This window comes from Gottfriedia sp. ABJ_BB2_2 (genome assembly GCF_055484705.1).
Genome location: NZ_JBVFKR010000004.1, coordinates 246,356 through 259,152, shown reverse-complemented (window position 1 = coordinate 259,152; position 12,797 = coordinate 246,356). Strand labels below are relative to the sequence as shown.

At 33.7% G+C, this 12,797-nt stretch carries 11 protein-coding genes; 1 reads left to right on the top strand and 10 read right to left on the bottom strand.

Translation table 11 applies throughout. The features are described from left to right. Positions 1-21: 21 nt before the first annotated feature. From ACX6U0_RS12080 to anmK, 10 genes are all read right to left on the bottom strand, one after another. Positions 22-882 carry a MurR/RpiR family transcriptional regulator gene (locus tag ACX6U0_RS12080; protein WP_464960178.1) on the bottom strand — a complete coding sequence of 287 codons (861 nt, stop codon included), beginning with the start codon at positions 880-882 and terminating at the stop codon, positions 22-24. 270 nt (positions 883-1,152) lie between these two features. After that, on the bottom strand, positions 1,153-2,037 hold the full coding sequence (gene murQ, locus ACX6U0_RS12075) for an N-acetylmuramic acid 6-phosphate etherase (RefSeq protein ID WP_464960177.1): 885 nt from the start codon (positions 2,035-2,037) through the stop codon (positions 1,153-1,155). A gap of 68 nt (positions 2,038-2,105) precedes the next feature. Then, complete coding sequence (locus ACX6U0_RS12070) at positions 2,106-3,020, bottom strand: N-acetylglucosamine kinase (RefSeq protein WP_464960176.1); 915 nt, start codon at positions 3,018-3,020, stop codon at positions 2,106-2,108. Positions 3,021-3,108: 88 nt separating this feature from the next. Continuing rightward, positions 3,109-3,429, bottom strand: a complete 321-nt coding sequence (locus ACX6U0_RS12065; RefSeq protein WP_464960175.1) for a PTS lactose/cellobiose transporter subunit IIA — start codon at positions 3,427-3,429, stop codon at positions 3,109-3,111. Between the two features lie 19 nt (positions 3,430-3,448). Beyond that, positions 3,449-4,795 (bottom strand): 6-phospho-beta-glucosidase, encoded by a 1,347-nt coding sequence (locus ACX6U0_RS12060; RefSeq protein ID WP_464960174.1) that lies wholly within the window; start codon positions 4,793-4,795, stop codon positions 3,449-3,451. 33 nt (positions 4,796-4,828) lie between these two features. Next, positions 4,829-5,116, bottom strand: a complete 288-nt coding sequence (locus ACX6U0_RS12055; protein WP_464960173.1) for a hypothetical protein — start codon at positions 5,114-5,116, stop codon at positions 4,829-4,831. Between the two features lie 209 nt (positions 5,117-5,325). Next, complete coding sequence (locus ACX6U0_RS12050) at positions 5,326-6,624, bottom strand: PTS sugar transporter subunit IIC (protein ID WP_464960172.1); 1,299 nt, start codon at positions 6,622-6,624, stop codon at positions 5,326-5,328. Positions 6,625-6,660: 36 nt separating this feature from the next. Then, complete coding sequence (locus ACX6U0_RS12045) at positions 6,661-6,966, bottom strand: PTS sugar transporter subunit IIB (protein ID WP_464960171.1); 306 nt, start codon at positions 6,964-6,966, stop codon at positions 6,661-6,663. Positions 6,967-7,177: 211 nt separating this feature from the next. Beyond that, the gene (locus tag ACX6U0_RS12040) at positions 7,178-8,278 is read right to left on the bottom strand and encodes a DUF871 domain-containing protein (RefSeq protein ID WP_464960170.1); all 1,101 of its coding nucleotides are present in this window, start codon (positions 8,276-8,278) and stop codon (positions 7,178-7,180) included. A 38-nt stretch (positions 8,279-8,316) separates the two neighbouring features. Continuing rightward, entirely contained in the window at positions 8,317-9,465 is a 1,149-nt protein-coding gene (gene anmK, locus ACX6U0_RS12035) for an anhydro-N-acetylmuramic acid kinase AnmK (protein ID WP_464960169.1), read from the bottom strand. Between the two features lie 281 nt (positions 9,466-9,746). On the opposite strand from anmK, the gene ACX6U0_RS12030 reads away from it, so the two are divergent. Continuing rightward, a complete protein-coding gene (locus ACX6U0_RS12030; RefSeq protein WP_464960168.1) occupies positions 9,747-12,773 on the top strand; it encodes an efflux RND transporter permease subunit in 3,027 nt (1,008 codons plus the stop codon). Positions 12,774-12,797 lie beyond the last annotated feature (24 nt).

Here is a 12,797-nt window from a genome sequence, read left to right as displayed (position 1 = left end):
TAGTCACTATAAAGGAGCTTTTTATTTTTTGTTTTGCAATGAATTAATAGCAGTTCGCGTTTGGTCAACGTATAGAATTGTTTTATCATATTCCTGAGTAGCAACGGCCATAAATAATATATCTATAACATGTAATTGAGCCATTCTTGAAGAAGTAGCTCCACTTCTAAAAGTTGCTTCTTTGTTCGGTGAATTAAACAATTTAATATTCGCCAAATTAGATACAGAATTAGAACCAAATCCAGTAATACTAATTGTATTCACACCATTTTCTTTTGCTAATCTAAATGCTTTTTGCACCTCGGTTGTTTCTCCTGAAAAGGATATCCCTACCAATACATCATTTTCTTCATGATTAGCGATTTGGACAGCCAATAAATGAAGGTCGGCAAAGGCAGAAGTATATTTTTTAATACGCAAAAACTTTTGTTGTGCATCAAGTGCAACAACCATTGAGCCACCTACACCAAAGAAATATATATTCCTAGCCTTACTTAAGGCTAATACAGCTTCTTCTAATTCACTTACATTTAATATATCGCTTGTATCCTTAATTGATTGGATACTATTGTTCGTCATCTTTTGGATGATTGTACTAATCGATTCACCTGAATGGATATCCCTAGATCCCGTTTCTTTTGTTGTGATAATATCTCCTGCGATTCGAAGCTTTAATTCTTGAAAACCTTTAACCCCGATAGAACGACATAATCTTATGATAGCAGAGGTACTCGTTTGGCTTTTTTCTGCAAGCTCAAACACTGTATATTGTATGGATTTATCTGGATTTTCTAAAATATAATTAGCAGCTCTTCGCTCAGATGGAGGTAGTTTAGGTAACATTTCCTTTAACATGATTAATCCGCCATTTAATGCATTCATTTAATCAAACTCAACTCTCTCTACATAGTAAATTCTTATAAGATACATCAACAATATTAAAACGGTAAAAACTTTTAAACAGTCAATTTTGTAATTAATTTAGATTCATTATTATATCATAAAGCTTGATGAGTTGCCGACAACAGTGCATTTTCCCTTCAGATTCACTAAATGAAACTTAGACTATTTTAATAAACTCATATCTCATTAATATAAAAAGTGACATACTAGCAAGTTTAGTTGCTAGTTGTCACTTTTCGCTTCACATTCTTATACGATTTTACTAATAAACCCTTCAGCTTTACGTAAACTATTGATCGCTTCCTCATAATTCATTCCAGTTAAAATCATAACGATCGCTACTTTCGTTTCATTTTTCGCTTCTATTAAGAATTCACTCGCAGTCTCGTAGTCACAACCAGTTGCTTCTATAATAATACGCTTTGCTCGATCAATTAATTTTAAGTTTGTTAATTGCAAATCAACCATAAGATTTTTATAAACTTTTCCAATGCCTACCATGGAAGCTGTTGAAATCATATTACAAATCAATTTTTGTGAAGTTCCTGCTTTCAGTCTCGTAGAGCCAGTTAAAACTTCAGGGCCATTATCAACTTCAATTTGATACTTTGCTACTTTTCCAATTTCTGAGTTTCTATTACATGCAATCGCTACAGTATTTGCCCCTACTTCGTTTGCATATTGTAGAGCACCAATTACATAAGGTGTTCTACCTGATGCAGCAATTCCGATCACTACATCATTTTTTGTCAGAGATAGCTTCGTTAAATCTTCTTCCCCTAAAACTTCATTATCTTCTGCACCTTCAACCGCTTTAATAAATGCGGAATTCCCCCCAGCAATTAGTCCAATTACCTCGTTTGGATTAGTGCCAAACGTAGGAGGACACTCAACTGCATCTAGTAATCCAATTCGGCCACTTGTTCCAGCACCAACATATATTAAACGTCCACCAACTCGCATTGAATCTATGACAATTTGAACAACATTTGATATTACCGGTATTTGCTCACGTACTGCTAAAGCAACCTTTTGATCTTCCTCATTCATGATCGTTAAAAACTGATCAATTGAAAGCTGATCTAAGTTTTCTGTACGATCATTTCGATTTTCAGTCGTTAAATGTTCTAACATTTTTGCACCCTCTATCCACTACTGAATATTACGACAATCATTTCGTTATATGATACTAAGCCTGCCATTTACTTAAGCTCACTTTTATGAATTTCCTTCAACGCTAATAAATAGCCACCATAAGTAGAAGAAACGTCTTTCATACAAAATTCTACAGTTGGATGTTTTTCGTGAATCGCATCAACGAAGGCATTTTGAACAAATGAAATTTGCTGAAGTATACTTCCTTTAATCGCAACTCGCGGTGATGAGTGAAGACTTAATTTCTTTAAAGCTTGGAGTGTTATATTTGCTAGTAACTGACCTGCTCTTTCTAAAACTTCTTTTGCAAATAAATCGCCCAATACAGCTTCTTCTACAATAAACGGAACGTTTGAAGCAATCTCCCCTTTTGTTTCATGATAAATATATCGTTTTATCTCATCAATTTCGTTTAATTTTAAACGATTTAATAGTTTCTGAGATAAGTTACTAAGTGGTAAGTCTTCATCAAATTCACGCGTAATCTTTTTGAAAACCTCCATTGAAATCCAATATCCGCTTCCTTCATCTCCTAATAAATGTCCCCAACCACCAGTGGTCACGAAACGGTTTAAATTCGATCCTAGACTGACTGACCCTGTTCCAGCAATTGTTAGCACACCATCTTTTCCATCCAATAAAGCAGCATGGGCGATTTGTGCATCATTTACTATTTTGAATGGAATTTGAAATCTATCATACAATGCTTTTTCTACATTCTTCCGATCTTTCACTCCGCCATACCCGGCTAATCCCAAAAATAGAAATATACAATCTTTTTTTTCTAAGTTACATAGACAATTTTCAATTGCTTCAATGATATGCTTTATCGCATCTTGTTCATTTATTAATATATTGCTAAATCCCGAATAGCCGTGACCAATGATCGTGCCATCTAACTTATAAGCAATTGCCTCTGATTTTGTTCCTCCACCATCAAGACTGATTATGTATTTCTTCATAGCTGCCTCCTAACGTAGAAGTTAACCTATTATATGAATCACTATGAATAGCAATCTACGTATTTTCGTTTAAATAGAAACGTACAAATTAATTTTTATCTGCTAATTTTTTATGTAAACGAATAATATGTTCGATTAATTTTTGCTCGCTCATTGCAGTCATCAAATGATCTTGGGCATGAATCATTAATAAAGATTTTTCACAAGGTTCACCATTTAACTCAGCTTGAATTAAAGTTGTTTGAGTTTTATGTGCATAACCAATTTCCTCATGTGATTCCTTGATTAAACGATCTGCTTCTTCAAAATCATTTTTTTCAGCTGCTTCAAGTGCTTCGTATGCTAACGACCTTGCATTTCCACCATGTGAAATAATTTCAAAAATCTCTTGTTCGTTTGTCATGTTCATTTCTCCTATTCTTACCAATTTATTTAGATTGAACTGTCATTTCTTTATTAAAAAATTTGGGTAAAAACTCTTTATGTGCTTCTAGTAATTCATCTAATACAATCTTTGCAGCCTCATCACTTGGAACTAGAGGATTAATTGTCAGTGCTAATAAAGCTTTTTCATAAGAGCCTGTTACCGCAGCTTCAGCACCAACTCGTTCAAAGGATTTGATTTGATGTACAAGTCCATTGATTTCAGGTGGCAATTCACCTATAGTAATTGGAATTGGTCCTTGTTTTGTAACAACACAACTTACTTCAACTGCTGATTCATTTGGAATTCCTTGTATCGATCCATTATTTTGGACATTCAATACTTGAATATCCTTTTTATCATTATAGATTGATGAAATTAAGCTACATGCTGCATCGCTATAATAAGCCCCACCTCTTTTTTCTAGCTGAGGCGGTTTAATGGAAAGATTTTCGTCTTTATACAATTCAAATAACTCATCTTCAAGTCTCTTTACTACTTCCGCTCGAGTTGTACCTGTTTTAAATGCTTCTAATTCCTCATTCAGTATTTGTTGAGTTTTGTAGTAATACCTATGATACGGACACGGTAACACACCTAATGAAAGTAAAAATTCCTTTTGCCAAGGTAATGGCGCAATATTTTTCATCGTCATTTGAATATCAGGATTTGCAAGGTACTCCAATACCTTTTTTGTTACTTCTTGTCCATCTACATATACATGTAGCCCATATACCATATGATTTAATCCTGCAAAATCTATATGAACTCGGTTCAGATCCACATCCAAAAGTTTAGCAATCGTCATATGCATATTGATTGGTACATTGCATACGCCAATCACTTTTTTATGGTTACTGTAACGTAGCAACGCTTCTGTTACCATCCCAGCAGGATTAGTGAAGTTGATTAACCAGGCGTTCGGACAAAGACTTTGCATTTCTTCTGCAATTTCTAATAGAACTGGTATTGTTCTTAACCCTTTAAATAGACCACCTGCACCATTTGTTTCTTGACCGATCATACCATGCATAAGTGGTATTTTTTCGTCTTTAATACGAGCATTTAACAGACCAACTCTCATCTGTGTTGTGACAAAATCGGCATTTTCTAATGCTTCTTTTCGATTTAAAGTTAAATGAATTTCCATTGGAACACCGGCTTTTTCGACCATTCGCTTTGCCAAGTTTCCTACGATTTCTAATTTCTCTTTTCCTTCTACAATATCAACTAACCACAATTCACTGATCGGACATTCCTCATATCGCTTAATAAAGCCTTCAACCAATTCTGGTGTATAACTAGAACCTCCACCAATTGTTACGATTTTTAGTCCATTACGTTTATTCATAGTAAGTACACCTTCTATTTAAAAATATTTTTATCAAGAGCTAAATACAACAATGTAACAAGTTACTGTACAAAAAACTAGTAATGAAAAAAATAATGTGAATGATTGCTTCTTATTCTTAAACTTACCTTCAATGAACACAATAATAGCTGTTAAACCGATGCTTAGTCCCAAACTATTTGTGATAAAAAGGGCAAATTCCTTCGTTACCCCAATTAGTTGTAGAACGGGATTAAAGATAAGATTAAAAGCAAGAATAAAGATAAAAAATAGAAAAGCACTCTTATAGCTAAAAAAATGGAATTTTTTTGTTGTATCCATGTTTCAACCTCTTTCTTAAAGTCTAGTAAATAAATCAAACTCGCCGACTGACGAGCCTTTTAGGCAAAGACAGAGGCGTAGTTGCACTTATACTTGATTCCTAGAATTGGCTTCTACGTCGTTGATCCTTCTTCGCTGCCATTTATTCGTTCTTAAAGTGAAAGAAAGGAAGTTTGGAGCATCTGTCCCAAACTCCCTTTACTATGATCTTATGACGGAATATTTGCACCATTAGATACTTCAATTGTATTTTCTTGAGCTAATAATTTTTTATCGTACATTTTAAAGAATGGTAAGTAGATAACAATTGATAATGTAATGTTGATAATGACTAATACAACTGCTCTCCAGTCACCACCTGTTGATAAGTATGCTCCGATCGGCGCTGGTAGCGTCCAAGGAACCATTACATATGTTGGATTAACTAATCCTGCAGTAGTTGCAACGTAAGCAATCGTTGCACCAATTAATGGCGTAATCATAAACGGAATAATTAATACAGGGTTTAACACAATCGGCATACCGAAAATAACAGGTTCATTAATGTTAAAAATACTTGGTACAATTGCTGTTCTTCCTAAAGCTTTAGAATAGCTAGATTTCCCAGCAATTAACATTGCAATGACTAATCCTAAAGTCGCACCAGAACCACCAATCCAGATAAACCATTGGAAGAAAGTCTCAGGAGCTACGTGTGGTAACTGAGTTCCAATTTTACCAGCTGCTACAGCTGCAGAATTGTTTGCTAAATAAACTTCCCAAACTGGACGTGCTACTGCACCCACTACAGAAACTCCATGGATACCAAATGACCAAAAGAATGTAATTAAAAATACAGGAATTAATACACCTGGTAGTGAGTCTCCAGCTTTAATTAGCGGAGCTACTGCTTTATCTACTAGTGAGTGAGTATCAACTTGGAATACAACTGTAATCAAAGTCATGACTGTTAAAACAACTGTTACAGGAATAAGTGCTTCAAATGAACGTGCTACTGAACTTGGAACTGAATCTGGCATTTTAATCGTAATATTTTTTGTTTTACATAATCGTAATACTTCGACTGCAAAAATAGATGTGATCATACCAACGAAAAGTCCATGACCACCCATATTTGCCATAGGTAAAACAAAACCTACTTCTTCAACCATTTTAACGCCAGTTGTGAATAAAAACGCTCCACCTGCTAATAGTGCACCAGAAAGTGGGTCTAACTTATAACTTTGAGATAAACTATATCCAATACCAAAAGTTATATATAAGGTCATTATGTACATTGTTAAGCGGTATGGAATTAGTATTTCTGCAATGTGTTTTGCCGCCCATTCAGCAATTGCAGAGTCAGCTGGCACTGGAGGGAATGCGATAATTAAGAATAAGCTCCCAAAGATGATAAACGGTAACGCAGAAACTACACCATCACGAATCGCACGTAAATGCTTTTGTTCAGATAGTTTTGCCATAGGTGTTGATAGATTGTTTTCTAAAAATGCAACAAACTTATCCATTCTCACTTCTCCCTTAATCTAGTAAATTATGATTACCTATTTAACTAATTCTTGAACTAATTTTAAAAGTGTTGGTCCACCAAGTGGACTATATGCTTGAGGCGGAATTACCGAGCAAGGTACTTTTGCTTCATCTGCAGAAGCTTTAAAATTATCAAAACGATGTCTTACTTGTGGTGCTACCATAGCAACATCCCATCCATTTTGGACTTCTGAAGCAAATTCTTGTGTACCAACAGCTAAAACTTCCAAGTTTAAACCATTTTTTTCGCCTTCTTTTTTTAAAGCGTTTACAACGATTGCACTAGACATTCCGCCTGCACATACAAATAATACTTTCATCTTTTTCATTCCTCCTAGATCTAGATTATAAAACTATAAAAATGACAAAATATTGAAAACGTTTTCTATTACCTTATTATATTCTCCGTAAAATAAAATTTCAATAAAATAGTTTAAAAACTGAAATAAAATTTTAAAAAGTTTTAAAAAAAATATACATTCTAAAATTTTATTTCAAGTTTTTTACTAAACAGTGTTCCTAATATTTCAATTACAGCTTGAGTTCTTTAAATTGAAACTTGCTCCAAGGATGTAAGAAATCCAATAAGAAAATTTCTTCCTCTGCTATTCGTCCAACAACATTTGTTTTACCTGAGTTTTCCATATCTTGAAGTGCTATTTGTAGCTCACCTTTATATTGACCGTAAAGTTCGTTTTCAATTAGAATATCTCCTCTACGAATAGTAGGTGTGTAAGTTGGTTTAAATTCTTCTGCCTTATATTTAACGCGTGATTGAGTTGAACGAATTAAATAATCTGACACATCTCCACGATAAAAATGAAATTCGTCTAAAACAATTTTTTTCTCTAAAGGTGTAATCGTATCATGTAAGTTAATCGTTAATGTAAACAAATCTTTCCCATCATGATTTAAATCAGCAAGTTGTTTAAATTCTTCTTCTGATGCATATGCATTAGCAATAATGACATCATCAATTAAATTAGAGTAAAATAAATGTTTTGCTTGTGTTACAACTGATAAATTACGGTGCATTTCTAACGAACAAAGTCCTTCTGAAACAGGCCAAGGACCATAGGTTGCTGCTTGTGAATTAATAAATGCAGCTGTACGGATTCCATGCTTTTTAAACTCTTCGCTACATTTTACAAAATGCTGATAACTTAATCCTGCGTATCGATGTGGATAGAAATTATGTGAACCAATTAAATTTGATTGGTTTGGCTGATAAGCTAATATGTTTTCAAGATATTTGGTTGCATTACTCATATTAATTTCGATTTTTAATCCATAAGGATTATATGTCATAATTGATTCTTCATTGCCCGTAAAGCCTAAATCTAATCGAATGCCATAAGCACCTAAATCCGCAAAAAACGAAAGATCATTATAAGAAATACCTAATTTACCAAATACTCTTGGCGCAATATCAACCATTACTTCCATATCAAGACTATTTGCATAATCAATAATTTCTTTGAATTCTTTCATAATTTGATCTTGATCACCATCTACAGATAGTAAACAAGTAAAAATTCGTTTAAAGCCATACTCATGAGCTAGCTTAATGTAAGCTTTATCTTTTTCAACCGTTGAATGTTCTGGATAAATTGAAATACCTAATTTTTTCAAGATGTTTCCTCCTAAATGTTCTTTCATAAGTTGCTTTTTTAATATGGTACCGGTGTTATATTTCCTAGAATCACTGATCTACCCGCTTTAGTTGCGCTAGGTACATTACTTGGAATTCCATGCAATGTTTCATTCGCTAATATCGCAAAAGCAATTGCTTCTTTCGCATCTGAAGAATATCCAATATCTTCTTGAGTACACACTTTGCAATCATTAACTAATAAATCTTGAAGCATTCTTAGTAAGGTTTTATTATGGCTACCTCCACCACTAACAATGACCTCATCAATGGAATGTTTCGGAAATATAAATTGTTTATAGTTATCTGCGATTGATTTAGCTGTAAACATTGTCATTGTAGCTACTAAATCATGTGGTGAAACCTCACTAAATTCTGCTAATATTTGATCAACAAATTGTGTTCCAAATAACTCTCTACCAGTTGTTTTAGGTATAGGAGCTACAATATAAGGAACACACATACATCTTTCTAGCAATCTCTCATTTACTGTCCCTTTCGCAGCCAAATCACCATTAGCGTCGTATGGCACATTAAAAAAACGCTTACAAATTTCATCTATAATCATATTTCCTGGTCCAGTATCAAAAGCTACTAATTCATCAACTGTTGCATTTCTAGGAATAACTGTCACATTTCCAATACCACCAATATTTTGAAGTAAACGTGACTTCGATTTGTTTTGATAAAGTAATAACTCAGAATACGGAACTAAAGGTGCTCCATACCCACCTGCTGCCATATCCATTACACGGAAATTTGAAACGACCTTTGTACTCGTTTCATAAGCAATGACCGCTGGTTCCCCTAATTGTAGAGTTGATTGAATAAATTGTCCCTCTAATTCAGGTTGGTGATAAATTGTTTGACCATGTGATCCGATAAAATCCAATTCTTTTAATGGAAACTGATTTTTTTCACAAATTTGTTTAACAGCATCTGCAAATGCATACCCTAGCTTAAAATTTAAACTACATAAATGCTGTGCATTTGAAGACTTCAAGGATATGGCATCTTCAATTTCTCTTAATAAACTTTGTTCAATGGAGATTGTCATAAAATCTATCAGTCTTACTTCTGTCTCAAGACCGCTACCTTTTAATTCTACTAATGCTGCATCGATCCCATCTAGCGAAGTTCCAGACATTAATCCTACTGCAAATCCCAATCATCCTCACCCCTTTTTATTTTTATAACTAATACCTTAAAACAGAAACAGTGTTTTGTAAAAGGAAACAATAACGAAATTGAAGGAAGTAAAATTGATGAAAGGCGCCATTTCAAGGTAATTTACAATAATTAAAAACTAAATTTTTTTATGCCGATGTCGATTTTTGCCCGTAAATATTTTGTAAATTCAGACTGAAGACTATTTTGTTTTTAAGATTAGTGTGTTACGATTCACCTTGTGTTACTGGGTATTTTTACCATAAAAGGGGGATACTTTTCATGTCTTGGTTTACAAAATGGGCCTTTAATAATAAAGCGGCCATAACTTTTTTATCAGTTCTCATTCTATTAGTTGGAATCTTAAGCTATAACAAACTTCCAATGGAATTTCTGCCAGCCGCAGACCAGCCTGTTGTGTCAGTCATTGTAATGGGGCAAGGTACTGATTCTAAAACAATGGAAGCACAAGTAACGACTCCAATTGAGAATGCAGTGACTGGCGTAAAAGGTAAGAAACATATTTATTCAAGTACTAGTAACGGTTTTTCAAAAATTGATTTGTATTTTGAATCCGGTACCGTCATGAAAGACGCAAAACAAGAAGTTCAAGAATCATTAAGTAACATTAATTTACCTCAAGGTGTAAGTAAACCGACAATTGTTCAACTAAATACTTCTATGATTCCGATCGCTGACGTCTCTGTAACGTTTGACGATGGATTAACTCCAAACAATATCGATTTTGCAAATAAAAAATTAATTCCATTATTTAAAGACATTAAAGGTGTAGCTAATGTTCAAACTTACGGAACAGAAAAATCATTTGTATCTGTAAAAATTGATAATGCTAAAATGGCACAGAAGAAAGTATCCTTAGAAAGTGTTATGGGTATTCTTCGCGGTCAAAATTCAACGATATCAGTTGGAGAAAAAATTATTAATGAAAAAACTAGTAATATAAATGTTGTTGGAAAAATTGACCAAATAGACAAATTAAAAAATCTTTCAGTTGGTGAGAATATAAAATTAAGTGAAATCGCCAATGTAGAAATGAAAAAGCCTGAACAGAATATTACAAGAGTTGATGGTCAGGATGGATTATTATTAATTGTTACGAAAGATAGCCATTCAAATGCGGTTAGTATTACGAAGGAAGTAAGAGAAGCAACAAAAGAATTAAATAAGAAATATAAAAACTTACATTCTTCAGTAATGATTGCAACTGCAGATATGGTCAAAACATCAGTAAATGCAATGATTAAAGAGGTATTACTAGGTGCATTGTTTGCAACGATTGTTATCATGATTTTCTTACGAAATATTCGTTCTACGCTGATTACAATTGTATCTATTCCTCTTTCACTATGTTTAACCTTATTTTTACTTTCGCAATCTGGCATCACATTAAATGTATTAACATTAGGCGGTGTAGCAGTTGCAGTTGGTCGACTAGTTGATGATAGTATCGTTGTTATTGAAAATATTTTTAGAAGAATGCAAAAGGAAAGCTTCTCAGTAGACATGATCATTGATGCTACAAAAGAAGTTGGAATCGCGATAACAGCATCTACTTTAACGACTGTTGCGGTATTTCTACCAATCGGTATCATCAGCACTGGTCTTGAAGATTTCGTACTGCCGTTCGCTCTAACAATCACTTATTCATTATTAGCTTCATTACTTGTTGCACTAACTGTCGTACCAGTATTAAGTGCGTTCTTTCTTAAAAACGCTAAATTACCTGAACATAAGCCATCAGTTCGATATAAAAAATTACTTACTTGGTCGTTAAATCATAAATGGATCGTAATCGTAGTATCATTACTATTATTTGTTGGATCTATCGGTACTTATTTTGTCATGCCAAAAGGTGCAACAGATAACTCTTCTGCAGATTTTATACAAACAACATTAACTTACCCTAGCGATACACCTGTCGAAACTGTAAAAGAACATACACTTAAATTAGAAAAATTCATCTTAGATCAAAAAGAAGTGAAGGGCGTTTTCACACAATTAGGTAGTAATGAAGATGCAGCAAAATTTGGAGATGTACGATCTTCTACCCAAGCAATTTACTATATTACTTTAAAAGATAAAAAGGATACTGATCAGATTGTAAAGAAAATTAATGATCAAAAGAATGGATATTCTGATGCCGAATTGCTTGCGGCAGCAACGACTATGTTTGGCGGTGCTAAAACACAAGTTACAATAGATATAGTTGGAAACGATCTAAACGCTCTAGAAAAAACGGCTAGTGAAATTAAAACGAAACTAGTAGACATAAATGGTGTTGAGAAAGTAACAACAAATCAAGAAGACAAAAAGACTGTCTATTCTTTAGATGTTGACCCTTCTAAAGGGAATGTTGAGCAGTTATCTGGGCAACTATTTGCTATGCTAAATCGTACACCACTAGGAACAGTTTCGATTAATGACCAATCGACAAATGTTTATCTAGAACCGATTTTAGAACCAAAATCAAAGAACGATATCAATAATATCCCAGTCATGACGAAAACTGGTATGGTTCCAGTTTCATCGATTGCTACTTTAAAAGAAGAAGAAAAACCTACTAATTTATTTCATAAAGATGGCGATACTTATTTAAGTGTAACCGCTGAAGTGAAACCTAATAAACTATCAGAAATTAATGCAAATATAAACAAAATTATTTTTGGAGATAAAAAAGAAAAAGGAATGGATATTCCAGATGATGTGAACATTTACATTGGTGGAGCACTTGCTCAACAATCAGAAGACTTTTCAGATTTATATATGATCATGCTTGTTTCGATTGGATTAGTCTTCCTAATTATGATTATCACATTTAAAACATTCCGTGCCCCTATTGCAATTATGTGTTCATTACCACTTGCTGCAATTGGAGCTGTTCTTGGTCTAGTTATTAGCCGAATTGCAGTAGAACCGACAGCCCTTTTAGGTGCACTAATGCTAATCGGTATTGTTGTTACAAATGCGATTGTATTATTAGATCGAGTAAAACAAAAAGAAAAGCATATGATTTTAAGAGAAGCAATCATAGATGCGGCAATTACTCGTATGAAACCAATTGTCATGACTGCAGTTGCAACTGTGTGTGCGATGCTTCCTCTTTTATTTAAAAAAGCAGAAACTGGCAGTCTCGTATCTCAAAGTTTAGCAGTAGTAGTTGTTGGTGGGCTAACAGTTTCTACTCTATTAACGTTAATTGTCATTCCAGTAGTATATGAATTATTACATTTTAGAAAATCAAAAAAACAGCGCAATAATAAAGAAACAAACAAGTCAGCTACTGTCTAATGTCACAAAAAACCAGCTCTTTTA

Coding starts and splice junctions, on each gene's coding strand:
- ACX6U0_RS12080 (WP_464960178.1), bottom strand. CDS start 882: ATGAATGCATTAAATGGCGGATTAATCATGTTAAAGGAAATGTTACCT.
- murQ (WP_464960177.1), bottom strand. CDS start 2,037: ATGTTAGAACATTTAACGACTGAAAATCGAAATGATCGTACAGAAAAC.
- ACX6U0_RS12070 (WP_464960176.1), bottom strand. CDS start 3,020: ATGAAGAAATACATAATCAGTCTTGATGGTGGAGGAACAAAATCAGAG.
- ACX6U0_RS12065 (WP_464960175.1), bottom strand. CDS start 3,429: ATGAACATGACAAACGAACAAGAGATTTTTGAAATTATTTCACATGGT.
- ACX6U0_RS12060 (WP_464960174.1), bottom strand. CDS start 4,795: ATGAATAAACGTAATGGACTAAAAATCGTAACAATTGGTGGAGGTTCT.
- ACX6U0_RS12055 (WP_464960173.1), bottom strand. CDS start 5,116: ATGGATACAACAAAAAAATTCCATTTTTTTAGCTATAAGAGTGCTTTT.
- ACX6U0_RS12050 (WP_464960172.1), bottom strand. CDS start 6,624: ATGGATAAGTTTGTTGCATTTTTAGAAAACAATCTATCAACACCTATG.
- ACX6U0_RS12045 (WP_464960171.1), bottom strand. CDS start 6,966: ATGAAAGTATTATTTGTATGTGCAGGCGGAATGTCTAGTGCAATCGTT.
- ACX6U0_RS12030 (WP_464960168.1), top strand. CDS start 9,747: ATGTCTTGGTTTACAAAATGGGCCTTTAATAATAAAGCGGCCATAACT.